Origin of the sequence: Paenibacillus castaneae, from assembly GCF_002884445.1 — a bacterium.
Lineage (GTDB): Bacteria > Bacillota > Bacilli > Paenibacillales > Paenibacillaceae > Pristimantibacillus > Pristimantibacillus castaneae.
Genome location: NZ_KZ614144.1, coordinates 5676389 through 5701788, shown reverse-complemented (window position 1 = coordinate 5701788; position 25400 = coordinate 5676389). Strand labels below are relative to the sequence as shown.

22 protein-coding genes and 1 other annotated feature are annotated in these 25400 nt (G+C 44.9%); of the genes, 12 read left to right on the top strand and 10 right to left on the bottom strand.

Annotation, left to right across the window (positions count from 1 at the left end; all coding sequences use genetic code 11):
• Positions 1-152 precede the first annotated feature (152 nt).
• Positions 153-3443 (top strand): OmpL47-type beta-barrel domain-containing protein, encoded by a 3291-nt coding sequence (locus tag CEF13_RS25555; protein ID WP_243864771.1) that lies wholly within the window; start codon positions 153-155, stop codon positions 3441-3443.
• Between the two features lie 59 nt (positions 3444-3502).
• On the opposite strand, the gene CEF13_RS25550 is transcribed toward CEF13_RS25555, so the two are convergent.
• From CEF13_RS25550 to CEF13_RS25530, 5 genes are all read right to left on the bottom strand, one after another.
• Complete coding sequence (locus CEF13_RS25550; protein ID WP_102715202.1) at positions 3503-3778, bottom strand: IS3 family transposase; 276 nt, start codon at positions 3776-3778, stop codon at positions 3503-3505.
• 169 nt (positions 3779-3947) lie between these two features.
• Complete coding sequence (phnE, locus tag CEF13_RS25545; RefSeq protein WP_102715200.1) at positions 3948-4754, bottom strand: phosphonate ABC transporter, permease protein PhnE; 807 nt, start codon at positions 4752-4754, stop codon at positions 3948-3950.
• Complete coding sequence (gene phnE / locus CEF13_RS25540; RefSeq protein WP_102715198.1) at positions 4751-5542, bottom strand: phosphonate ABC transporter, permease protein PhnE; 792 nt, start codon at positions 5540-5542, stop codon at positions 4751-4753. Before phnE (CEF13_RS25540) ends, phnE (CEF13_RS25545) begins: the two co-directional genes overlap by 4 nt.
• Positions 5539-6312 (bottom strand): phosphonate ABC transporter ATP-binding protein, encoded by a 774-nt coding sequence (gene phnC / locus CEF13_RS25535; protein ID WP_102716565.1) that lies wholly within the window; start codon positions 6310-6312, stop codon positions 5539-5541. The genes phnE (CEF13_RS25540) and phnC overlap by 4 nt, the downstream gene beginning before the upstream one ends.
• A gap of 119 nt (positions 6313-6431) precedes the next feature.
• Positions 6432-7406: a phosphate/phosphite/phosphonate ABC transporter substrate-binding protein gene (locus CEF13_RS25530; RefSeq protein WP_424991985.1), complete on the bottom strand. Its 975-nt coding sequence runs from the start codon at positions 7404-7406 to the stop codon at positions 6432-6434.
• A 184-nt stretch (positions 7407-7590) separates the two neighbouring features.
• Between CEF13_RS25530 and CEF13_RS25525 the strand changes: the two genes are divergently transcribed.
• From CEF13_RS25525 to CEF13_RS25510, 4 genes are all read left to right on the top strand, one after another.
• Positions 7591-9180, top strand: coding sequence for a bifunctional metallophosphatase/5'-nucleotidase (locus CEF13_RS25525; RefSeq protein ID WP_243864770.1), 1590 nt, complete (start codon positions 7591-7593; stop codon positions 9178-9180).
• A gap of 110 nt (positions 9181-9290) precedes the next feature.
• Positions 9291-9553 (top strand) — a binding site (T-box leader).
• A gap of 49 nt (positions 9554-9602) precedes the next feature.
• Positions 9603-11243: a methionine--tRNA ligase gene (metG, locus tag CEF13_RS25520; protein ID WP_102715194.1), complete on the top strand. Its 1641-nt coding sequence runs from the start codon at positions 9603-9605 to the stop codon at positions 11241-11243.
• Positions 11244-11354: 111 nt separating this feature from the next.
• Positions 11355-12035 carry a DUF421 domain-containing protein gene (locus CEF13_RS25515; protein WP_166742919.1) on the top strand — a complete coding sequence of 227 codons (681 nt, stop codon included), beginning with the start codon at positions 11355-11357 and terminating at the stop codon, positions 12033-12035.
• Between the two features lie 132 nt (positions 12036-12167).
• Positions 12168-13400 (top strand): aminopeptidase, encoded by a 1233-nt coding sequence (locus CEF13_RS25510; protein ID WP_102715190.1) that lies wholly within the window; start codon positions 12168-12170, stop codon positions 13398-13400.
• A gap of 89 nt (positions 13401-13489) precedes the next feature.
• Here the strand turns inward: CEF13_RS25510 and CEF13_RS25505 are convergent, their stop codons facing one another.
• Complete coding sequence (locus CEF13_RS25505; protein ID WP_102715188.1) at positions 13490-13945, bottom strand: hypothetical protein; 456 nt, start codon at positions 13943-13945, stop codon at positions 13490-13492.
• 100 nt (positions 13946-14045) lie between these two features.
• Positions 14046-15113: a YheC/YheD family endospore coat-associated protein gene (locus CEF13_RS25500; RefSeq protein ID WP_244917129.1), complete on the bottom strand. Its 1068-nt coding sequence runs from the start codon at positions 15111-15113 to the stop codon at positions 14046-14048.
• Between the two features lie 191 nt (positions 15114-15304).
• On the opposite strand from CEF13_RS25500, the gene CEF13_RS29550 reads away from it, so the two are divergent.
• Positions 15305-16174: a collagen-like protein gene (locus tag CEF13_RS29550; RefSeq protein ID WP_146022759.1), complete on the top strand. Its 870-nt coding sequence runs from the start codon at positions 15305-15307 to the stop codon at positions 16172-16174.
• 238 nt (positions 16175-16412) lie between these two features.
• Here the strand turns inward: CEF13_RS29550 and CEF13_RS25490 are convergent, their stop codons facing one another.
• Positions 16413-17288, bottom strand: a complete 876-nt coding sequence (locus CEF13_RS25490) for an AraC family transcriptional regulator (RefSeq protein ID WP_102715186.1) — start codon at positions 17286-17288, stop codon at positions 16413-16415.
• A gap of 147 nt (positions 17289-17435) precedes the next feature.
• Here CEF13_RS25490 and CEF13_RS25485 point away from each other — a divergent pair, with 147 nt between their 5' ends.
• Entirely contained in the window at positions 17436-18209 is a 774-nt protein-coding gene (locus CEF13_RS25485) for a phytanoyl-CoA dioxygenase family protein (RefSeq protein WP_102715184.1), read from the top strand.
• A gap of 58 nt (positions 18210-18267) precedes the next feature.
• Here CEF13_RS25485 and CEF13_RS29545 read toward each other — a convergent pair whose 3' ends face one another.
• Entirely contained in the window at positions 18268-18393 is a 126-nt protein-coding gene (locus tag CEF13_RS29545) for a hypothetical protein (protein ID WP_279588971.1), read from the bottom strand.
• A 140-nt stretch (positions 18394-18533) separates the two neighbouring features.
• Here CEF13_RS29545 and CEF13_RS25480 point away from each other — a divergent pair, with 140 nt between their 5' ends.
• The gene (locus CEF13_RS25480) at positions 18534-21209 is read left to right on the top strand and encodes a YhgE/Pip domain-containing protein (RefSeq protein ID WP_102715182.1); all 2676 of its coding nucleotides are present in this window, start codon (positions 18534-18536) and stop codon (positions 21207-21209) included.
• A 77-nt stretch (positions 21210-21286) separates the two neighbouring features.
• On the opposite strand, the gene CEF13_RS25475 is transcribed toward CEF13_RS25480, so the two are convergent.
• On the bottom strand, positions 21287-21550 hold the full coding sequence (locus CEF13_RS25475) for a hypothetical protein (RefSeq protein ID WP_102715180.1): 264 nt from the start codon (positions 21548-21550) through the stop codon (positions 21287-21289).
• A 224-nt stretch (positions 21551-21774) separates the two neighbouring features.
• Here CEF13_RS25475 and CEF13_RS25470 point away from each other — a divergent pair, with 224 nt between their 5' ends.
• The 4 genes from CEF13_RS25470 to CEF13_RS25455 all read left to right on the top strand — a co-directional run bounded on the left by CEF13_RS25470 (position 21775) and on the right by CEF13_RS25455 (position 25334).
• Entirely contained in the window at positions 21775-22209 is a 435-nt protein-coding gene (locus CEF13_RS25470) for a MarR family winged helix-turn-helix transcriptional regulator (RefSeq protein ID WP_102715178.1), read from the top strand.
• A gap of 36 nt (positions 22210-22245) precedes the next feature.
• Positions 22246-23055 carry an SDR family NAD(P)-dependent oxidoreductase gene (locus CEF13_RS25465; protein WP_102715176.1) on the top strand — a complete coding sequence of 270 codons (810 nt, stop codon included), beginning with the start codon at positions 22246-22248 and terminating at the stop codon, positions 23053-23055.
• 391 nt (positions 23056-23446) lie between these two features.
• Positions 23447-24427 (top strand): ABC transporter permease, encoded by a 981-nt coding sequence (locus CEF13_RS25460; RefSeq protein WP_243864769.1) that lies wholly within the window; start codon positions 23447-23449, stop codon positions 24425-24427.
• A 79-nt stretch (positions 24428-24506) separates the two neighbouring features.
• Positions 24507-25334, top strand: coding sequence for a carbohydrate ABC transporter permease (locus CEF13_RS25455; protein WP_244917128.1), 828 nt, complete (start codon positions 24507-24509; stop codon positions 25332-25334).
• Positions 25335-25400 lie beyond the last annotated feature (66 nt).

The window sequence follows — 25400 nt, the reverse complement described above, 5'->3', positions numbered from 1 at the left end:
ATATGAAACTGTTTATAAACAACGCAGCATAGGCGGCTCAGGCAAGCCAGCTATACAGATTTAGGTAGGGTTTACAAAACCCTATCACTAGCAAAAACTTTTCCGTGATAAACTATTGGCGTTCGATAGTTTCTATTACTGGGAGGGAAATGATGAGTTATTTTGTCAGATTGAAAAGGTTCAAGGCAGCTGTTGCATTGTTGTTGGTTTTATCTTTACAAGCAGGGTTAATGAGTGATTGGCAATTTGTTCATGCTGAAGGACCAAGCGATCCCGCACCTTTCATTGAAGCTAAGGTCGTGAACGGTAATGCGGGCAAGAAGGTTCTCTTCGACAACACGCATGCGCAGACGGCAGGAGCAGCAGATTGGGTTATTGACGGGGCATTCTCAGACTTCGGCAACGCACTTGCAAACGATGGTTACTATGTTAAGGAGCTTCGGAAATCGGCTCCATTTAATTACGATGATTTGAAGAACTATGATGTATTTATCATTGCAGAGCCTAATATTCCATTCAAGCAAAGCGAACAAGCCGCTATGGAGCAATATGTACAAGGTGGAGGCAGTCTCTTCTTCATTGCCGACCACTATAATGCAGACCGCAATAAAAATCGCTGGGACGGCTCTGAAGTCATTAATGGCTATCGCCGTGGAGCATGGACAGATCCAGCTAAAGGTATGAGCACGGAAGAGAGAAATTCAGCCGCAATGCAGGATGTCGTAAGCTCAGACTGGCTCAGCACAAAGTTTGGTGTTCGCTTCCGCTACAATGCGCTTGGCGATATTGATGCCAATCAAATTGTAGCGCCGGCTCAAGCATTCGGCATTACGACAGGCGTATCGAAAGTCGCTATGCATGCCGGATCAACACTGGCTATTACAGACCCTACTAAGGCTAAAGGAATTGTTTACCTTCCACAAACGAATGAGGCTTGGGCAAGTGCCGTCGATCAAGGTGTATATAATGGCGGCGGTATTGCAGAAGGCCCTTATGTTGCAGTCTCCAAAGTAGGAGCGGGTAAAGCAGGATTTATCGGAGATTCTTCTCCGGTAGAGGATGCTACTCCGAAATACTTGCGCGAGGAAACAGGAACGAAGAAGACGACTTATGACGGCTTCAAAGAGCAGGATGATGGCGTCTTGCTCGTTAATATGGTGAATTGGTTGTCTAAGAAAGAAAGCTACACCGCTCTTGATCAAGTTACTGGCCTGCAATTGGATCAATCCACAGCACTGCTTCCCTTTGAAGCGCCAGCTGCTTCAACGGAACCGCAAGCTGAGCCATGGTCTGCTCCTGCAGCAGGTTATAAATGGTGGGACAGAACAACTTTCAAAGCGGGCTCGTTTGGCGGACCAACGGCTAGTGCAAGTGCGGCATACAGCTTCGTGAATCAAGCGGTGCTGCCGAATGCGCAGGAATTCCAAATTCGTGTTGTGGTGGACAATCTGCCGGCGAATACGACAGTATCCGGCTTCAGCACAGGCATTTATTTAACAGGTGGCACACAAGTCGCGTTGATCCAGAATGAGGATGGGACGTGGCCGACGGCATATGCGTATAGCAGTGCGTTCAGTGTCACCTCCAACAGCAAGGGTCATGCCTATAAGGATCTGACCGTTCGCATCAAGTCTGGCACGTCAGGTGCAGCCAGCCTTCGGTTAAGACTGAACGGCAACAATCTCATCACGAACACCGTTACACTAGCGAATGTTCCTGCTGAGCCGCTTCCGGCTGAAGAGAATCCGATTCCAAATGCAATCACAATTGCAGAAGCTCGGGGGAAATCGGAAGGCACGACCGTTACGCTTGAAGGGGTCATAACGACCGAGCCGGGAGCATTCGGCGGCCAAGCGTTCTATATGCAGGATGCAACAGCCGGCATTTATGTATTCCAAGCTCAAAGTGGCTTCCATCAAGGCGATGTTGTGAAAGTAACGGCGCCGCTTGCTCTGTTTAATACGGAGCTGGAGCTTACCGATCCCGTTGCAATCGAGAAGACAGGCAATGCTTCGCTGCCGGTTGCTGTGCAGGCATCAGCTGCGAATGCTGCCAATCAAGGACAGCTGATTGAGCTTAAGGACGTAACAATACGCAATATGGTTAGTGTGACTCCAGCGGGTTCTTTTGAATTTGATGCGTTGAACGGTACAGTAAGCAACCATGTGCGGATTGACGTGCGGACAGGCCTGCAGCTTAGCAGCTTTCCTTATAAAGAGGGCGATGTTGTCAATGTGAAGGGCATCTCCTCGATATTCAAGGGTGCCTTCCAATTGAAGCCGAGAGGATTAAGCGACTTCTCGGTACAAGCCGATACTATTGCGCCAGTAACAAAGGCTTCATTATCCGCATCTCCAAATGAGAACGGATGGTTCAAACAAGATGTAATTCTGACTTTAACAGCCACGGACAATGCCGCTGGCGCATTAGCAACTCAATACTCGCTGAATGGCGGGAAGTATGCAGCTTATACAGGACCAGTTACGATTGCGTCAGAAGGATCGAATACAATCAAGTATTACTCTACTGATGCTGCAGGCAACGTGGAGGAAGCCCAATCTCTTCAGGTGAAATTGGACAAAACTTCGCCTATCGCCAAACTAACTCAGTCTGGCAAACCGGTCGCAGATGTCCTAGAGACAGATACGCTCAAGTTTGAGCTTGTAAGCTCGGATGCTGGGTCGGGCGTTATTGCCGAGCAGCTTCTATTAGACGGAAAAGTGATTAAGAATGGCGAGTTATTGAGCGCTAAAAATCTCGGAGTAGGCACTCATACTGTACAGTATAGTGTGGCAGATGCTGCGGGCAATCGCTTGGATAACAGTATCTCATTCAAGGTTGCGAGCAAGCCTCTAGCTAGCGGTGTTCCAGGCCAGCCGGTATTGTCTCATGATAATGGACAAGCTACGGGGCTGAAGGGCGGAAGCTACTCGGTCACTATGAATATGTGGTATGGGAATAATGGCTCCGAATTCAAGCTGTACGAGAATGGTGTATTAATTAGTACGCAGAGCTTGAAGGACGTTTCGCCAGCAGCTCAAACGGTAAAAATTGATATTAAAGGCAAGGCAAACGGAACTTATACGTATGTAGGTGAATTAACGAATGTCTATGGCACGACAAAGAGCAGTCCGATGGTCGTAACGGTAACTGATGCTTCACCAAGCAAGCCGGTATTATCGCACGATAACTGGGGTGGAGTCGGCAGCTACAAAGTAACGATGAACCTATGGTGGGGAACGAATGGATCGGAATATCGGCTTTATGAGAACGGCAAGTTGATTGATACAAAAAAACTGGTTGAGTCTTCGCCTGGCGCTCAGAACGCCGTGACAAATATTACAGGCAGAGCGATCGGGGTGTACGAATACCGCTGCGAGCTAGTGAACGCTGCTGGTGTAACCTCTAGTGAAACGATAATCGTTAAGGTTACAAAAAAATAACAAAACAGGGCAGTTTCCAAGTGAACTGCACCCCATCAAGTAGACAGTAAAAAAAAGACTTAAGCGGCCTTCGTCCTGAATTCCATGGGACTAAGGCCGTTTAATTTTGCCTGCAATCGTTCATAATTGTAAAAGTGAATGTAGTCCTCAACTTCTCCTTGACTGCGAACCTCTAACCCTTCATAACCAAACAGCCGATAATAATGTCGCCATTTCGCAAGAGTTGTTTTAGTCATGCCAAGCTTTGGAGCTGCAGCCTTAACATCGATACGACCAGCTTCAATTTCTTGAATGATAGTGAATTTCACCGAAGCCGTACGTTTCTTTTTACACATGAAAATGCTCCCCTTACAGTATCAGGTTTAATTATTTCACCTGTCTACCGTATGGGGAGCATATCAAAGGTGATTAATCATGAGATCACCTTAGGAGCAGCCCTGTGTTACTGACGATGGATCGTAAAATACGAAGCTAAGCAAGATACTTATAGTTATTACCCACGCATTATACCAACTTCTTGCGAATAAATCCGGAGATAGCGTCGATTAAGGTGATCATGACCACGATGCCTAACAAAATGATGCCTACACGATCCCAGTTGCGGGAACTAAGTGCGAAGATGAGCGGGGTACCAATTCCGCCGGCGCCTATAACGCCAAGAATGGTTGCAGAGCGAACATTAATCTCGAATCGGTACAGCGTGTACGATAGAAATCCCGGAAGCACCTGCGGTATAACGGCAAACCATAACAGCTGCAGCCGATTCGCGCCTGAAGCGACTAATGCTTCAACAGGGCCTCGATCAATATTTTCAATCTCATCAGAGAAGAGCTTCCCAAGCATGCCCACGGAATGCAAGCCTAGTGCCAGTACGCCGGCGAAGGAGCCGGGACCGACTGCTTTGATGAATAAGATCGCCATGATGATTTCTGGAAATGTGCGGATAAAGCTTAGCATGATTTTGCCTGAACCCGATATGGCTTTTGATCGGCTCATGTTAGTTGCAGACCAGAAAGCGAAAGGAATAACGATTATGATGGATACAAAGGTACCTAGTATAGAAATCGCAAGTGTATCCAACAGCCCTCGCAATAAATCCTCGCCTTCCGGCATGTAGACGAAATCCCAATCGGGTGACAGAATGCCGGTGACGATTGCTTTCGTTATTTGAGCAGCTGTTTCCTTAAAGCCCGTGAATGGAATTCCGGAAAAAGCCCATACATATAGTGCGGCAAGTGCGACGAGAATGAGCCAACGATAGCGATTCTTACGCGGCTTAGGGACAATGGTATGCCATGATTTTGTAGTCATAATAACTTCTCCCGCAGCTTCGTGCTCGCATAATCGATCAGCAGTACGATAGCTAATGTAAATAAAATAATAACGCATGTTTTATCATATTCAAGGAAGCCCAGCGTCACTTCGTAGTAATGACCGATGCCGCCCGCCCCAACAAGGCCAAGAATCGCCGCCGCCCGTACGTTGATTTCGAACGTATACAGCGTGAAAGAGATGAAGTGCGCCTGGATTTGAGGCATAACTCCATATACGATTCGTTGTGTCATATTGGCACCTACAGAGGTCATGGCTTCTAACGGTCCAGGTTCGATTGTTTCTAATGCTTCATAGGTCAGCTTGGCAACGAGTCCTAATGAGAACACCGACAATGCGAATATGCCGGGTAAAGGACCTAGACCGAAAATGGCTACAAATATAGCGGCTAATAACAAATCAGGCATCGTCCGCACCAAATTAAGCACTAAGCGAACAGGATAGGTAATCCATTTAATTGCCGTGATATTGCTTGCGCAGAGCAAGGCGACGGGTATAGCGAGAATTGCGCCGATGGTTGTTCCAACCAATGCCATTCTTATCGTATCAAGCATAGCATCTACTATTTTATGAAAGTAGCTCCATCTTGGCGGGAACATTTCCTTCAATAGGTCGAGCATATTTGGAAAGCCTTTAATAAGTTCACTTAAGGAGGACTCCGTTTGAACCGAGCTAACCCACAACAGCACAAGCAATAGAGCAGCCGTGAAATAAAGCTTGAGTCGGCCTGGAGCCTTAGGACGTTTCAGCTCTGTATTTGCACTCATACCGAGACGTCTCCCAGCAGCTCGTCACGCTTTATCGGCCGGCCGTATATTTCGGCGAATCGTTCATCGGTTGCTTCGGATACGGGACCGTCGAATACGACTTCTCCCGCTCGCAGTCCAATAATTCGAGTCGCATATTCTCTTGCCAGATCAATAAAATGCAAATTCACAATCGTCGTAATGCCAAGCTCTTGATTAATTTTTTTCAAATCATCCATAACCTGCTTCGTCGTTAAGGGATCTAATGAAGCAACGGGCTCATCTGCCAATATAATCTTTGCTTCTTGAGCCAGTACACGGGCAATGGCAACGCGCTGCTGCTGCCCGCCGGACAGCTCATCGGCGCGCGAGTATGCTTTCTCCACAATATTTACACGATCCAATGCCTCGAACGCGAGATCAATATCAGGCTTGGGGAACATGCCTAGTATTGTGCGCAGCGTGGAATGATAACCGACACGGCCAGCCAATACATTGCGAAGGACAGTAGAACGTTTAACTAAGTTAAAGCTCTGGAATATCATGCCGATATTCCGGCGGATCATCCTCAGCTGTTTGCCTTTTGCACCTGTAATCGAACTGCCATTAATGAGGATTTCCCCCTCAGAGATGTCATGCAGCCGATTAATCGAGCGCAGCAATGTAGATTTACCTGCACCGGAAAGACCGACAATTACGACAAATTCGCCTTTATCAATAGAGAGGTTGATGCCGTTCAGTCCTTTGGTCGCGTTCGGATATATCTTCGATACATTGCGAATTTCGATCATGCTCATAGAAGAATCATTCCTTTGGAGTTATATAATAAACGATAGCCAGTACAAACGGCGCTGCGTTCGTACTGGCATATACCGAGTGTTGAATGAAGCTAAGAGACTGTCAGCAATGTTTACTCTGTTTTAACTTTCTCGCCGTATTCGCGAACGATATCAAAAATGCTGTCTTGCGATTTCACATAGCCTTCATGGGAATAGATATCTTTGATAATCGCGTGACCTTCTGGATCATTGCCGATATCGATGAATGCTTGTTGGATTTTCGCTACCCATTCCGCATTCATATCCGTACGTGCAGTGATCGTATCATTCGGAATAGGAGCAGTGAAAGCAAGTACACGAGTATCTTCAAATACAGTCGGGTAATCATTTTTCACAACATTACGAGCATCTTGGAAAATAGCAGCCGCATCCACGTCGCCATTCAATACAGCTAGAACGCCTTGATCATGACCTTTGACCGTAATCGCACTAACATCCTTCAACGGGTCCAGACCAGCCTCCATCAATGTGCCTGCCGGCCATACGAAACCTGCGGAAGAGGTAACGTTCTGGTAAGCAATCTTCTTGCCTTTGAGATCAGCAACGGTTTGGATAGGCGAATCTTTCTTAACAATAATCATTGATTTGTAGAAATCTACTAATTGATCGGTAGGAGCGCCAGTCGCATCTTCAACACCTAGGCGCTGCGCTTGCAGGATCACTTCTCCTGCGCCTTTTTGTTTAGCTAATACATAAGCAGTCGGAGGAAGGAAGCCGATATCAATTTTTTTAGAAGCCATTGCTTCAATAATCGTATTGTAATCAGTCGAGATGCTTACTTTTACAGGGATACCAAGCTTGTCCCCTAGCAATTTCTCAAGCGGTTTTGCCTTTGCTTCTAACGTATCGGCATTCTGGGAAGGAACGAATTGTACGGTCAACGTTTCTGGGACATAACCAACAACTGCTGTTTCTGTTGCTTTCGGTTTGTTCTCTGCACCAGGAGTTGTGGAAGCACCACCGTTTGCAGAACTGCCCCCATTATTGCCACCGCACGCACTAAGCATGAATACCGACAACAGCAGTGGAAATACGAACTTACTCATTTTTTTCAATCCAAACCCTCCAAGAGATTCTATTTTTGATTGCTTGTTTACTATATGAAATATTTATTATCTGTTCGTAAACGTGAGAATAAGTATTTGTAAAGGTATATTAATGCCATTAAAAATACGGTTTAACCTGTTATGATTATGGATGTAACCACACAAAAGTAAGGGAGCTTGCACAATGAATAAGGAGATGGAATTCAACATATTGGTGACCAGTGACATCCATGGCCATATCTATCCAACGGATTACCGAACAGATGAGGAACGGCAGATTGGGATTGCTAAATTAGCTGCTTTCATTAAACAGGAGAGGAGCAAGAATGCGGAAGTGCTCTTGGTGGACAACGGCGATCTCATCCAAGGCACACCCCTTGCTTCTTATGTCAATCTGTATGCGAGGGAAGCGATTCATCCTGCTGTTGCCGTGCTTAATGAGCTCGGATATGATGCCGCAGTAGTAGGAAATCATGAGTTTAATTATGGAATGGATGTATTGCGCAAGGTGATGGGGGATTCAGAATTTCCTTGGCTGTCTGCCGGTATTCTCAGTGAAGCTACGAACAGCCCGGCTTTCGGCAAACCTTATATAGTGAAGCATCTGGAAAATGGGATCAAAGTTGCGTTGCTAGGTGTGACAACCCATTATATCCCCAATTGGGAAACGGCAGAGAATATTAAAGGATTGAAGTTTAATGACGCATTAGAGACGGTCAAAGCGTGGACAGCCTATATTCGCGAGAAAGAAAAACCAGATCTGCTCGTAGTCGCTTATCATGGAGGTTTTGAGAGGGATTTAAAGAGCGGAGAGCCTGCTGAGAGACTGACGGGCGAGAATCAGGGGTATGCGATGTGTACAGAAGTAGAAGGCATTGATGTGTTAATTACCGGACATCAGCATCGTATGCTCGCAGATGAGGTGAACGGAGTTACCATTATTCAGACCGGCTGCAACGGAATGGCAGTGGGGAAAATAAGTGTCGTCCTCATTAAAGAGAATGATACATGGAAGGTGAAGGAGAAGCGGGCAGAGCTGCTGCGCCCGAGTGAAACGATTGCTGCTGATTCGGCGATTATGGCGCTGACGCAGGAGGTAGAGACAGCAGCGCAGGCTTGGCTGGATCAACCAATTGGACAAGTGATTGGTGATATGTCGATTTCAAGTGCGCTTGAATGCCGCAAGTCGGATCATCCGTTCATTGCCTTTATCAATAAAGTACAAATGGATGCCGCCGACGTTGAAATATCGAATACTTCTCTGCTGAGTAATGAATCGCGCGGCTTCGGCTCGATTGTGACGATGAGAGATGTACTGACGAACTTCATGTACCCCAATACATTAACCGTATTACGCTTAACAGGACGAGATATAAGAGAAGCATTGGAACAAACGGCTGCTTATTTCCAAGTGGGCAAGAATGGAGAGGTCGTGGTCAATCCAGCCTATTTGGAACCGAAAGCTCAGCATTATAATTACGATATGTGGGGCGGCATTCAATATGAGCTGAATGTTGCTAAGCCGATTGGCGAGCGTGTCGTTTATTTGAAGCGCAATGGGGAATCGCTAGATCCGGCTGCTGAATATGATGTTGTGATGAATAACTACCGGGCAAGCGGTGGCGGAGACTATCTGATGTATAGAGAGAAGCCTGTCATTAGGGAAATTGCGACCGAAATGGCGGAGTTGATGGCGAACTATATGCTTCAGCATGGCAGCATTCAAGCAAGCAACGAGCAAAAGTGGAGGGTTGTCGCAGAGCCAGTCGTCTAAGAAGAAACGGCCAAAGCCGATTAAAACGGGGTAACCAATTACCACATAGGCTGCAATGTATTGACAAGGTAAATCATATTACGTATAATTTCCAATAACTTGAATATTCAGAAAAAGCTATGAAGAGAAAGAGTACCAAGGCGATGTCTTTCTACAGAGAGCCCCGGTTGCTGAAAAGGGGTAAAGAATAACCTCGGGAATATGGTCTCAGAGCTGCGCATCGAACCCCCATGTGGTTGTAGGCTGCGCCGGAACCCGCATCCGTTACTGTGCTAGGGTATAAACGCGGACCGCGTCGTACCTGAAGAGGTGAATGCCGCAAGGCATTTATAAATTGAGGTGGTACCACGTGAGCATAACTCTCGTCCTTTTAGGATGAGGGTTTTTTTGTGTTTTTGTATGTCCAAAAAGGAGGGATATCAATGGCAAATATTTTTATCGGCGGAGCATGGCCTTACGCAAACGGGTCATTGCATTTGGGGAGATTGGCAAGCTTATTGCCGGGAGATGTGCTGGCACGTTATTTTCGTTCGAAAGGAGATGAAGTTTTATATGTATCGGGCAGTGATTGCCACGGTACACCTGTCGCTGTTCAGGCGATACAGGAGGGAGTCGAGCCAGGGGATATTGCAGATCGCTTTCATCAGGAGTTTGCCGAGTGCTTTAGGCAGCTGGGGTTTACCTATGACTTATACACGCGTACGGATCAACCGTTTCATCACCGTGTCGTTCAACAAATATTTCTGAGTTTATTGAATTATGGCTATTTGTATAAAAAAACCGTCCAGCAAACGTATTGTGAAACGGATCAACGGTTTTTGCCTGATCGATATGTAGAAGGTATTTGTCCGGTTTGCGGCAACCGCGCAAGGGGGGATCAATGTGATTTCTGCTCGACATTGCTAGATCCAGCAGATCTGACAGACAAGACATGCAAAATATGCGGAAATGCTCCGGTTGAGCGTGCAACGGAGCATTATTATCTTGCGCTTTCGAAATTCGAAGCTGAATTGACAGAATATGTGGAAAAAGCCCATGGCTGGAAGGAGAATGCTGTACAGCTGACTGAACGATATTTAAAGGAAGGACTGCAAGATCGTGCTGCAACCCGTGACTTATCATGGGGTGTTGATGTACCGATTGAAGGGTTCGATGGCAAGAAAATTTATGTATGGATCGAAGCGGTCAGCGGCTACTTATCGGCAAGCAAGCAGTGGGCGGATGAAACCGGAGGCAGTTGGGAATCGTTCTGGCTGAAAGGAAAAGGGGACATCACCGCTTATTATGTGCATGGCAAGGACAATATCCCGTTTCATACTCTGATTTGGCCGGCAATTCTGTTAGGTGCGGGCGGTCTCCATCTGCCGGATCGTATTATTTCATGTGAATATATGACCTTAGAAGGTCAAAAGTTCTCTACAAGCCGCAATTGGGCGGTTTGGGTACCAGATATGATGAGCCGCTATCAGCCAGATTCGATTCGGTATTTTCTGATCGCCAACGGTCCCGAGAAACGGGATACTGATTTTTCATGGAGAGAATTCATTCATAGCCATAATGGAGAATTGCTTGGCGCGTTTGGCAATTTTGTTAATCGAACATTGGCTTTTATCAACAAATCCTTTGAAGGCAGGATTCCAGAAGGAGAACCTAATGAAGAATGGAACAGGAAATTGGATGATTTGTATGTTAGTTCGGGATCATTAATTGAAGGAGGCCATCTCAAGGAAGCGATTGAGCTGATTTTTGCTTGCGTACGCGGAGCGAACAAATTTTTTGATGAGCAAAAGCCGTGGGAGCTGTTGAAGGAAAATCGTGAAGCGTGTGGATATGCTCTGAATACATGCGTACAGATCATTGCCAATTTCGCTCAGCTGCTGCATCCATTCATCCCTTTCTCCTGTGAGAAAATACGAAGCTTCCTGACACTTGAGCAGCCTAGTTGGAAGCTGATTTCGGTTCCGGCTGATGGGCAAATCCATCATTTGGAGCTGCTGTTTGAACGGATAGATGTTAGTCGAATTGAAGAAGAAACCAATGCATTGCAAAAACAAAAGCTATAGCACAAGTTCAGAATAGTGTCCTCATATCGTACTTTGTTTTTGATTCTCTGTAATGGAAGATGTGTATTAACTCTATAACGTCATCTTATTGCAGGGAAAGAAGGTATGATTATGTTTACCCTCATTTTTGTTAAGCTGTTTCTCTCATTCGTGAGTTTGTGGATTATTACGTTCGTGATCGGAAGAAAGGAGATCGGTCAGCTAACGCCGCTTGATTTCTTCACATCCATACTACTGAGCGAGATTGTGGGGAATACCATATATGACGAGGAGGTTACCTATGCCCATTTGATATTCGCTCTAGGCGTATGGGCATTCCTCTCTTATGGGTTAGAGAAATTATCCGTCCGATTCAAGAGAATCAAACGGCTATCCGAAGGAAGAGCCTTGCTTATTGTGGATAAAGGACAGGTGAATCAAAGTCTAATGAATGCCTGCAAGCTTGATTTCAACCAGCTCCTTACGATGCTGCGGGAAAAAGATATATTTAGCTTTGAAGAGGTTGCTTATGTTCTTTATGAAACGAATGGGACGATAAGCGTAATCAAGAAGCCAGAATATGAATATGTGCGCATGAAGGATTTGAAGCTGCAGGCTAAACAGGACATTCCCTCCATTCCAGTCATTGAAAGAGGGGAAATACAGACCGAGACTTTCCACGGCAAAAAAATCGATGAGATTAAAATTAGGAAGCTGGCGCTTAAGCAAGGCTTCACAGATATAAAAGGAATTGCATATGCGGAGTATAACGAAGACAAAGAAGAGCTCTTGATTATTGAAAAACAACGATAGGCTTATTAAAGCAAGAGACTAATACAATTATGGATGAAGCCTTATTTGAGCAATCCGCATGAGAACATTATAATAGAGGAAGGTTATCGATTGTTGACCTAATTATTTTATAATGGAGGCGGATCTACATAGATGTATCCAACACAACAACAATTAGACAATTACGCCGCGCTTGCGGTAAGAGTAGGGGTTAATGTACAGCAGGGACAGACGGTTGTTGTTATGGCACCGATTGCTGCTGCTCCTCTGGCACGCCTTATTGCCTCGAAGGCTTATGAAGCCGGTGCGAAGAACGTACATGTGGAATATAACGATGAAGAGCTATCTCGTATTAAGTACAAGCAAGCGCCTGAGGAAGCATTATCGGAATATCCGATATGGCGGGCAAAGGCTTGGGAACAATACGTGGACAATGGCGCAGCGTTTATCACGATCTATTCACCTAACCCTGATCTGCTGAACGATGTTGATCCTGCTCGGGTGGCGACAGCATCTAAGGCAGCGTCCACTGCGCTAAGCAGCTACCGGGCTTCTCTCATGAATCACACGAATGCTTGGTCACTCATTTCTTATGCTACACCTGAATGGGCAGCCAAAGTATTCCCGGATCTTACAACGGAGGAAGCTGTGCAGAAGCTGTGGGAGCGCATTATCGATGCAACTCGAATTGATCTGGAAGATCCGATTCAAGCATGGAAAGAACATAATGCGAAGCTCCTTCAAATGGTTGAGCTGCTTAATAGTAAACGATATAAACAGCTACAGTATGAAGCTCCGGGAACAAGCTTGACCGTCGAGCTGCCGGAGGGCCATATCTGGCTTGGAGGCTCCAAAGCCAACTCCAAGGGTGTTTACTTTAACCCGAACATGCCTACCGAAGAGGTATTCACTATGCCGCATAGAGATGGCGTGAACGGAACTGTACGCAGCACCAAGCCGTTAAATTATAACGGTCAAGTGATTAGCGGCTTCTCCTTAACCTTCAAGGATGGCATCGTTGTGGATCATTCCGCTGAGCAAGGCTATGAAGCGCTGACTAGTTTATTGAACACCGATGAAGGAGCGAGACACTTAGGAGAAATTGCGCTTGTGCCTCACGACTCCCCAATCTCTAATTCCAATGTTATTTTCTTTAATACGCTATACGATGAGAACGCCTCCTGTCATCTCGCTTTAGGCCAGGCGTATCCGGTTAACATCAATGGCGGCACCAAAATGTCGCCCGAAGAGCTTCTTGCTCATGGCGCGAACAGAAGTCTGACTCATGAAGACTTCATGATCGGCTCAGCCGAATTAAATATTGACGGCGTGACGCAGGATGGCAAACGCGAGCCTATCTTCCGTGCTGGCAACTGGGCGATCTAGTTTAAGTTCATCAAGCAAAAAGGCTCTGCCGCCGCGGCAGAGCCTTTTTGCTTGATATCATACTAGATAGACATAGCTCCCAAAATGTATTAGACCAGCAGGTTAATGGCTAAAGAGATGATCGCAAGTGAAGCAAGCAAAAATATGAAATATCCTCGTTCTTTAATCGCAACGATGGACCCTATTGTGAATAGGAGCGCTGAGCTGGCAAAGAACATGATAAACAATCTAAGCTCAGGTGAGAAGAGATCCCTTATTCGCCAAACTCCGAAGCCGATCAGGAAAGGTACGGATGCTGCGGCAATGATGCTTAACCCAAAGAGCATGACTGCTCGCAGCCATAAGGGGGTGCGTCTCCAGCGAAATATGAGCGTATAGTAGGGGAGGATAATAAATAAATAGGGTGGAATCGTCCACACTAGAAATTTACTCCATTCGCTGCCAATTTTCTCGTCATAAATAAAGGACAAGTAACCCAGATAGGTGAGAATCCCTGCAAAATAGCTCGTTATCGCAACCAAAAGGTAAAATAGCTTCTGTTTCAAAATATGCGCACCTCTATTTTCATTAAAGGATCTGAGTACCTTTAAATCATATCGCATAGGTGAAACATTGCAGTAGTTCTATCTTTTGTAGTACCAGAATCTAGCTTTCTTCAGAACTTTTATCTGTATGAGAGAGATAATAAGCGTATTCCAGTGGTCTTCTATAAATTCGTTTTTTCTTTTTAGAATCTCTTAGATCGTTATATATATCTTTTTGAGGTTTTCCGTTAAGCTCAATAATCCACAGCTTATTTTGATCATCTAATACAAAATCTACACTCAATTCTCCTAATGTCCCCATTTGTCTTTCTGCTTCTTGTGCGGCTTTTATACTAAGCTCATTCAGCGATTGAAGGATATCATTCATTTCTTCCTGAGAAAATAAGTGGGTAAGAATTTTTGTGATATCACAAATGGCTTCACAAATACTCGTGTTAAAGTAATGCTTATGAGTCACTCTACATGTAAAACAGGTAACCGTCCATTCTCCAACAATATTTTTTTGAACAAGAGCCCGGATATCAAAATAATGATGATCAAGCTGATTCATATGAATTCCTTGCTGAATGATGTATTTCTTTTGCCCAAGAAGTTTAGCCATTTGTTCTTGGATAGATTCATTTTTTCTGCAAATATATGTGGGAGCCAAGCTGTGCAAAGAGATATGAATATCTCCATTATCTTTTAGTTCAACTCGATGTACAGACATCCCCTTAGCTCCATAGGTAGGCTTAATGTATATGAGTTTGTATTTCTCTACTAGTTCGGACAAAACTGCTTCATTATATAAAAATGTTTCTGGTAAATAAGGTTTAAGATCGGATTTTTTTAAACAATTGTAGAGAACCCATTTATTGAAAAAATTAATCGTATTGAAACATTTGTTTTTGCCTATCGTTTGCTCCAGGCGTGTAATGGTTGTTAATTTTTTGTTGAAACATCGGTTATAGACGGCATGAGGAAAAGGGAACGAGCTTTCTTTCCATTTACCGTTCCGCAGCCTTAGTCCAATAATTCGTTTTTCCTTCCAATTAATATCGGAGGGAGTAAAGGCGTAAACCCTCATTTCTAGATTGTGACGACGTTGATACTGCTTCAATATCCTTTTTCTTATGTTTCTTGTCTTAACCATAATACCTATAATAGGGAAATTGTTCAGTTTGTTCACTCCTCCCTCCCTAGCCAGTTGCCTCTTACATTATTTAATGCCGAAGCAAACATATTGCTATAGGACAATAACACAGCTGGTAAAAATTCAGCACTTAATATGCCTATTTTGAGATAGATAGGCATTTACTGTGAATATCTTTTTCATATTTTAATATGATGAATGATGTTTAATAAAAGGGAGATGTGAGCATGGGCAGATGTCATTGTCCTCCAGGGCCTCCAGGGCCGGAAGGACCGGAAGGACCGCGCGGACTCCAAGGGCCAGCAGGTGCAACAGGAGCAGCAGGGCCATCAGGAGGAGCAACAGGAGCGACAGGAGCAACGGGAGCTGCGGGAGCAGCAGGTCCAGCAGGTCCAGCAGGAGCAACAGGAGCGACAGGGGCTGCGGGAGCAGCAGGTCCAGCAGGAGCGACAGGGGCTGCGGGAGCAGCAGGTCCAGCAGGAGCAACAGGAGCGACAGGGGCTGCGGGAGCAGCAGGTCCAGCAGGAGCAACAGGAGCGACAGGGGCTGCGGGAGCAGCAGGTCCAGCAGGAGCAACAGGAGCGACCGGAGCAGCAGGAGCAGCAGGAGCAGCAGGTCCAGCAGGAGCAACAGGAGCGACAGGGGCTGCCGGAGCGACCGGAGCAACTGGTGGAGTATTAAGCTTTGCAGATTTTTTTGCGTTGATGCCTCCTAATAATGCAGCAACAGTTGGTGTTGGTACAGACGTAAGTTTTCCTCAAGATGGGCCTACGAGCGGGACTACTATTACACGTACTGGTCCGAGTTCCTTTAACTTGGGTGCAATTGGCACTTATCAGATTTTATTTCAGGTTAGTATTACCGAAGCTGGTCAATTGATTTTAACTATAAATGGAGCAGACCTAGCCTATACGGTGGTTGGGCGAGCAACAGGCACTTCTCAAATAGTAGGAATGGCTCTTGTACAAACGACAGTAATCAATTCAATACTCACTGTGCGAAACCCTGCCGGCAACTCAACTGCCCTAACCATCACCCCTCTCGCTGGCGGAACAAGGCCTGTTTCAGCACACCTTGTTATTACTCAAATCGCATAGAGGTACGTTTATGATAGGCATAGCTATTCCCTTATAGCTATTTTGGAAAAACTTAAATAGTTAAGTATTCAGCCTTTACGTTTTTCTTCATATAGAAGCAGCCAGACAAACTGAATTCATGTCGGTTTGTCTGGCTGCTTACTAAGCATTCAAAAACTTTCAAACATCAATCTAGAAAAAGGAAAAGAGTTAACGAACTTTTGAGGAATACATAGTGAACCTAGTAACCGCTGACCAATTATAAAGGGCTTGATGTATGGTATCGCCGACGAAATTGTCCAGGCGGAACCTCTTTATCTTTCATAAACACGCGCGTAAAGTAATGAACAGAGGAGAATCCTGTCATCTCTGCAATCTCTTTAATCGAAAGCTCGCTTGTTGCTAATAAGCGGGAAGCTTCTCTTATTCTCTCATGGCGGATGTAGTTGGTGAAATTCTCATGGATGCCGAATGCGAACAGCCTGGAAAGATGCCGCTCGGAAATGTTCAAATATTTTGCAACGCCGCGTAGGTTTAATGGCTGGGAGAGGTTGTCTCGTATGTAGAGCTTCGCTTGGCGCAGTAGAGTCGCAGAGCTATGCTTTATAGTTTGGATAGGCTCGTGAACGCCAAATAAAGTGGAGAAGGAAAGCAGCAGCGCATGTGCGGTTGAAAGAACAGCATGCAGGGGCAGGGCTCCTGCTATACGTTCATGCATTAACAAGCTCCTCCATAAGAGCGAAGTCGGTGACTCATCTTCCGCCTGCAAACAAACAGCTCCTGATTGTGCTAGGGAACGAAAAGCTTCAATAACCGTCTCTTGAGAGCGGGATTCATCTATTTCAAATGCAACATAGAGTAAGAATAGCCCATTCTGTGTACGGATCTGATGGGTTACACCAGGCTTAGAGCAGAAATGCGTTCCTTTACGCAGCGAATAGTTAATCCCGTTGTCCATATATTCGCCTTCACCGTCCATAACATAGCAAACTTCGAAGAAAGAGTGTCTGTGTATGGGATTGTCAAATAGCTGGGGATTGACACCCCAGTAGTATACGTTGAAAGTGGCTCCGGCCCCGCTGAGGAGAAGAGCTTGTTCATTGAGCATCGATTGTGTTTCTTTACAAAGATACATGAGGTATCCCACCTATCTGCTATAAGATGATGTCCTTATTGTGCAAAAATCTGTCTGCTTCAAGCAAAGACGATCTATGTTCTCCCATCTTAAAATAGGGTATAGAAACAAGCAAGTTAAACCTATTTCGATTGAGGAGGTATGCTCGTGATACGAAGCGAGGATGTACAATTTTACAAAGATAATGGGTATCTTTTGGTCAAAGGTGTATTCAATGAAACGGAAGTGGCGCAGATGCGCGATGCGATTGACGGGGTTATTAAGAGGGCTGCTTTATCGAAGCTGGATGCAAACGCTGCATGGCAGGGAGACTTTCTTCCGCCGGATCAATTGAAGAAGCTTGTGCTCAAAGGCTTCCATGACGTCCATTATCATGATGCTTCCTTTATGCGGGCAGCTATCCATCCCAATATGGTTTCCGTTCTCTCCCAATTAATCGGGCCCAATGTACTGCTTCATCATTCGAAAATGCTTGTAAAGCCGCCAGAAAACGGGGCAGCGTTCCCTATGCATCAGGACTATCCTTATTTTCCGCATGAGAAGCATACGATGCTGGCTGCTAGCGTTCATCTGGATCGCGCCGATGAAGAGAATGGCTGCTTGCGTGTTATTCCCGGGTCTCACAAACAGGGGGAGCTGCCTCATGTAGGGAGCTACTACCTGAATCATAAGCAATATCCCCTTGCAGATGGAACGCTTTGCGAAGCGGAAGCGGGTGATGTATTGTTCTTCAATTATTTGACGATTCATGGTTCTTCGGCTAACAGAAGTGAGCGGACGAGAAGGAATGTCTTATTCCAATATCGTGATCCTGCTGATTTCCCAACGGAAAATGTTCATATCGATTGGGGAATGGGCCTGATGGTTAGCGGAGAAAACCCTAACTTCGATAAGGTAAAGCCGAATTTTCAACTGGTTTAATTAGAAAAAATGACTATGAGCCATGCAGCTTTTCTAAGCAGCATGGCTTTTGTGGAATTCAATCGTTGTATCTAAAGGCCAACCGCACCTTTGCTCCTTTTTTCGCAAGCAGAATCACTTCCTCGCGTCCCATTCCACTGCCAGCACCCATTACAATTGCTGCTTTTTCTTTGCTAATGCCCATATACTAGTCTCCTCACTTTGTCCAATGATTAATTAATCATAAATATGTTTTATGGGTATTATAAAATGATAGGTTATTATCACGGTAATAGAATCTTTCGCAGCACAGATCAACATTCTATAGCAGCTGGTGGTGAATGCATGCGTTCAATATGGCAAATATACAAAACGGATTGGTTGAACATTTTAAAAGTACCGACTGGAATTTTCTTAATTATTGGAATTATTATTCTCCCATGCCTATATGATTGGGTGAATATCAAATCGGTGTGGGATCCATATGCCAATACCGAAGGTGTCAAGATAGCGGTCACGAGTGAGGATCAAGGTACGATTGTTGCTGATAAAAATATTAATATTGGCGATGAGCTTCTTAACAGCTTAAAGAACAATAAGAAGCTTGGATGGACATTTGTAGATAGGGAACAGGCTCAGAGAGGCGTGGAGCGGGGAACCTATTATGCGAGTATCCTTATTCCTTCCGATTTCTCATCGACCATTACCGGTATTATCGATGGTAAGCTGGACAGGCCTGAAGTAATCTATACGGTCAACGAAAAAGTGAATGCCATCGCCCCTAAGGTTACTTCGTCAGGCGTCTCCTCGCTCACCAAGCAGATTAATGAGAACTTTACAGAGGCTGTCAGCGAAGCCCTGCTTACGAAGCTCTCTGAGGTCGGTATTGAAATTGAAGGACAACTGCCGATTATCCGGAAGATTGAGGCAGGCATTTTTGAGCTGGATAGAAAACTGCCAGAAATTCAGGCTGCTGGACAGAAGGTGCTGGAGCTGGAGAAGAAGCTTCCTGAAATTCATGACAAGGCACAAATTATAATTGAAGTTGAGAAGTATATCCCGGAAATCAATAAGGCTGCTCAATATGTGCTGCAAATCCAGCAGAATTGGCCTAAAATCACTACCGCACTATCGGAAATTGTTGTCATTCAGAAGAAGCTTCCAGAAATTCAGCAAGCTGTTGCTCGAATCCAGGAGCTGGATCAAAGCTTCAATAAAATTTCGGACACCATTAATCTTGCATTAGAAAAAGCAGGAAAGGCCATTGAGATCGTGACAGCTGCTCAGAATGCTCTGACGCGAATGGCTGAAATTGCCGATAAAGGCGCGGCCTTCGCCAATCAATTGAACGATTTCCTTACCGCAAATAGCGAAGCGTTCGAGACGATTGTTCCGCTTGTGAAGCAGAATCTGACGCTAGTGCAGCAAGCGGCGGATTTGACTGTGCTGCTAACGGAGAGGCTTCTGCAGGCAGATCCAGATACTTGGCCATCTGCAGAAGAGGTAATTGCTGTGCGGGATAGACTATCCTCAGCTGCAAAAGTAATTGGAAATACGATATCTTTGCTTAGCCGAATGAACAGCTATGTCCCCGGACAAGCATTGACTGATGAGATCAAACGGCTGCAGACCATTTCCGATCAGTTAAACAGGCAAATCCAAATGCTTACTACGATTGCTGCTAGCTTAGAGAATGGGAAAACACCTGCGAAGGATGTAGTCGAAAGCTTAAACAAGCTCGCGCAAAATACGAGCGCTTCATTAAACAGTATTCTCTCCAGATATGACAGCGAAATAATACCTAGTCTCAAAGCTGGAATCGAAAAGCTAAAGACGCTTGCTGATGCATCTGCAAGCAAGCTGCAAGAGGCGAAAGGGAAGCTGCCGGATATCGAAGCGATTCTTGCGGACACAAAGAGCGGACTGGAACTCGGACAAGCAGAGCTAGCCAAAATTCAAAAGGAGCTGCCTCAAATACGCGCCAAGGTGCATGAATTGTCACAAACGCTGCAAAGTAAGGCTGATGCATTCACGAAGGCGATTAATGCAGCGGCACCTTTCTTGCAGAACAATCTTCCGGCAATCGGCAAGAAGCTGGATGAGGCGGCAGCATTCGTCAAGAATGACTTGCCTCGAACAGAGGAAGAGCTCACAAAGCTGGCCGATTTCGTGCGCAATAAGCTTCCCGAGGTTGAATCCGGTGTTCATAAGGTCGCGGGTCTCGTACGTGACGACCTGCCGATGCTCCAGCAAGCTATTCGACAAACAGCTAACAAGCTGAGAGAGGTTGAAGAAAATAATCATTTCGCTGATTTAGCTAAGCTGCTGCGCGGAGATATTAAGAAGGAGAGCGAGTTTCTAGCCAGCCCGGTTCAGATTAAACAAAATCGGATATACCCTCTTCCGAATTACGGATCGGCGATGTCCCCGTTTTATGGTGTATTATCTCTATGGGTTGGAGCGACTTTGTTGATCTCTTTATTGAAACCAGAGGCTGATAATCCGGGAGGTATGTACAGACCGTATCAGCTGTATTTGGGCAGATTAGCTACTTTCTTGACCATTGGGCTGCTTCAAGCGATAAGCATATCGCTGGGGGATTTCTACCTTCTGCATGCTTTTGTAGCAGACAAATTAGAGTTTGCTTTATTTGCAATGCTAATCAGCGCCGTATTTGTTACCATCACCTACACACTTCTTTCTGTATTTGGCAATGTGGGAAAAGGAATTGCGATCATATTCATGGTGTTCCAGTTTTCCAGCTCGGGCGGAACATTTCCGATTAGCATGACGTCGCCGTTCTTTCAAGCATTGAATCCATTCATGCCGTTTACTTATGCGATTAGCTTGTTGAGAGAAGGAGTAGGCGGAATTTTGTGGGATACGGCGCTTAGAGATATTTTGTTTTTGGTGGGGTTTATTTGCCTGAGCTTGTTTGTGGCACTGGTCCTTAAGCGTCCGCTGAGTGGAATCATCAAGAAATCGATGGAGAATGCGAAGAAAACAAAAATTATTTCATAATGGAGTTTATAATATGCTTGCCTCAAATTGAAAAGGGCGACCCATTCGGCCGCCATTTCTGTATTGGGAACTGACCGCTATTTGCGCACATAGGCTAGCAGCTTTCGCAGCCACTCTACCTCGAGCTCCGTATGGACAAGCACATGGTCATGCACAAGCTGTACGTTCGGAGGGGTGCTGTCCTTGAGAGCGCCCCAATCATCATGATGACGTTGAATTTTCTTTAACAGCTTTTCGATAGCTTCTTCTATGAGAAAGGACACTTTATTGAAATCCGCATGTTTGAGAAACAGAGTGGATGTATAAATAGAGGGGATGTCTTTGAAATTTTTGAAATTCAAATAAATTTCTTGCTCCAGCATTTCTCGGTGATTATACGCACGTTAAGCGGGCGTGTCAATAAAAATGTTTTAATGTTAAAAGGTTTATTAATCAACTTTATTGTGATAAAATAGTTTTCGAAAGGAGCTGTTAACATCGAAGAAACTAGCCTTCAATGGAGACGTGAACCAAGACTCATATGCAGCTGCGATGATATTTATTATGAAAAGCTAAGGAGATCAAATTGGAACAAACCGATATTTTTAAACTGATTCATACGGTTGAATTATTTACCAATGAAGTCATTATTCGATGGATGAATTCTTTCGAGCATAACATTGGCATTTCACCGATTCTTGTTCTGTCTGAATTAAAGCACAAGGGTCCTCAGAAACAAACAGTACTAGCCAAGCATCTGGGTTATACGCCGGGAGCATTGACCAATATTGCTAATCGTCTAATCAAGCTGAGCTTGGCAGAGCGTAAATATAATGAGGAAGATCGTCGTAATGTGCTCCTGTCTATTACGGAAAAGGGCTTAGACGTGCTAAAGGAAGCCCAGCAGAGAGGGCGGGAACTGCGAGTCGAGCTGTTCCAAGTGTTAAGCGAGGAAGAGCAACAGCAATATTTAATCATTCATGAGAAGCTGCTCAAAAATCTTCGAAACCCTGAAGTATAAACAGATTTCAAAATGACATCCAAAGGGGATATTAAAATGGGAAGAGTACAAGGCAAGGTTGCGTTAATAACTGGAGGAGCTTCTGGCATTGGTTTGTCTTCAGCCACTTTATTGGCCAAAGAAGGCGCAAAAGTCGTTATTGCCGATTTCAATGTCGCTGCTGCTAAAGAAGCGGCAGCGCTGATTAATAACGAAGGCGGAGAAGCGGTTGGTGTTTTCTTGGATGCGGGGCAGGAGTCCTCGATCAAAGAAGCTGTTGATTTCACCGTTTCCCAGTACGGGACAATTACTACATTATTCAACAACGTTGGCCTAACCAATCTGCAGAAAGATCTCGATGTTGTAAATATAGATTTGGATGAGTGGGACCGCCTTATGAATGTGAATACGAAGAGTGTGCTGTTAGGCAGCCGCTTTGCTATTCCGCATATGATTAAGGCTGGGGGCGGATCGATCATTAATACAGCATCCATGTCAGCATTCGCAGGGGATTCACTTCGTTCCGCCTATGGTGCTTCCAAAGCTGCTGTCGTTAACCTGACCAGATACATTGCTGCACAATATGGCAAAGATCATATTCGCTGCAATGGTGTCGCTCCGGGACTTATCTTAACTCCAGCAGCCAAAAATAATATGCCGGCTGCCGTACTGGATATATTCCAGAAGTACAATGCGCTTCCTTATCATGGCGAGGCCGATGATATTGGGTACACGGTGCTTTTCCTAGCTTCCGACGAGTCCAAATTCATTACAGGACAAACCATTCAAGTTGAGGGCGGCCATTATATATCCAATCCAACCATTGCTGATTTCGAGCAATATATGAAGCAAGCACAAGCTAAATAAACTGTACTATCCATAAAAACGGGGCTATCCTTCAGGTCATTACAGACCTTACGGAATAGCCTGTTTTTGTATGGAGGGTAATTTAGAAATCTCCCCTCCCCGTTCAAGGCCTCACTTGCCTCCTCTAATATCCGGATTGAGCCTACTTATTTTGGGCGCAATAACTTCGTCTTTACACACTGAAAACCCCAAATCTCAAGCCATTACACGGTTTTCAGCGTACCCAGAATGGAAAAGGGATAGCGTCACAAAAATGGAAGGGTACACTTTCAGAGTGAAAGAGTAGCAGCACAAAAAGTGGAGATTTCGGCAAACGTATCGAACATGTTACTTTAGGTTAGCAAGGCATTGCTGAACTGAATTATAACTTGCATAAGAAAGGGGGATTACATTGAAACAGCATTCGCAGTCGGCGGCTCGGGCTCCAATGCCTGACATGCCGAAGACAGGAACAGGCTCGAGCTGGGTAACGTCCATGCGGAAGGAATTAACTCGGAATCGATTTCTTTATATGCTTCTAGTGCCTGTAGCCATTTATTTATTACTGTTCAAATACGCACCGATGGCTGGAGAAATCATTGCGTTCAAAAATTATCGATTGTCCGATGGGATTTGGGGAAGCTCGTGGGTAGGATTTCAACAGTTCGAGAAGCTGTTTGCAAGCCGTGAATTTTATATTGTATTAAAAAATACACTGCTGCTTAACCTTTATCATTTGCTCTTTGCTTTTCCTGCCCCAATTTTGCTCGCGATCATGCTTAATGAGGTAAGGGTCGAATGGTACAAACGGACTTTGCAAAACTTGCTGTACATTCCGCATTTTATTTCGTGGATTGTCCTTGGCAGCATCATTATTGCATTGTTATCGCCATCTACAGGAATAGTGAATTATTTACTGAAGGCGATTGGGATCGATCCGATTTATTTTATGGCCGATAAGCTGTGGTGGCCGGTGACGTTCATCGTATCCGGTATTTGGAAAGAAGCAGGATTTGGAACAATTCTTTATTTGGCAGCGATGGCATCCATTGATCCGACGTTGTATGAAGCAGCCAAAATTGACGGTGCCAATAAAATAAAACAAATCTGGCATGTTACACTGCCAGGCATTCGCAGTACAATTGCGATTCTTCTTATTTTGCAAGTCGGTAAAATGATGGATGTTGGTTTCGAACAGGTATATGCACTGCGGAATCCTGCTGTAACGAGCGTGGCCGAGGTTATCAGTACCTTCGTGTATACAAGGGGGATTGTGAACTTGCAATACAGCTACACTACCGCATTAGGTTTGTTCCAATCACTAATCGCCCTAATCCTCATCGTGTCAGTGAATCGAATTATAAAAGCGCTGGGAGAACGAGGATTATGGTAAGGGACGAAAGGAGTGATGCATTCTGAAGCTTGGAAAACAAACCGTTTCATCGATACTTTTTCGCTGGTTTAATTACATCTTGCTGGCACTGCTCGCTTACATGGCATTATTTCCGTTCATTAACGTTATTGCAGTATCATTTAGCAGCAGCAGGGCAATCAATGCTGCGGAAATCTTCATGTGGCCGGTTGAATTCAATATGGAAGCGTATGTAAAGCTGCTGAAAGACGGCCAATTAATAATAGCAATGAAGAACACCGTCGTAATTACGGTAATTGGAACGGCGTTGAATATGTTTTTTACGATCATTGCCGCATATCCACTCTCTAAAGCAAGATTGAAGGGCAGAAATTTCATGCTGATGGCTATTTTATTTACGATGCTGTTCAGCGGCGGATTGATTCCTAATTTTCTGCTTATCAATAGCATTGGACTGACAAATACGTATTGGTCACTTTGGCTTCCAGCTCTTATAAGCGCTTACAATATGTTCGTTATGAAAACATTCCTGGAAGGGCTGCCTGATGAGCTGGAAGAATCGGCTGCAATTGACGGTGCTGGTGATTTCACTGTTTTATGGCGAATTATTTTGCCGCTATCGAAACCGGTCATCGCGGCATTGACACTGTTTTATGCAGTGGGCTGGTGGAACTCCTATATGAATGTCCTAATCTATATTCGCAGTACAGATAAGGTGTCATTGATGGTGAAATTGTATCAGATGATTGATTTGGTAAGTCCAGAACTGCTGCGTGGAAGCGGGGAAGGTGTCTCGCAGATTTCGATTACGCCGGAAGGCATTCGGGCAGCAGCAGTTGTGTTCGCTATTGTGCCGATATTATGTGTGTATCCATTTCTGCAAAAGCATTTTATTAAAGGCGTGCTGCTAGGCTCCATTAAAGGTTAGCTGCCGAATGGAATGAAATGAACTGAATATCAAGTGCGCTTAACATGCGCGTTTCGATATAAAAAT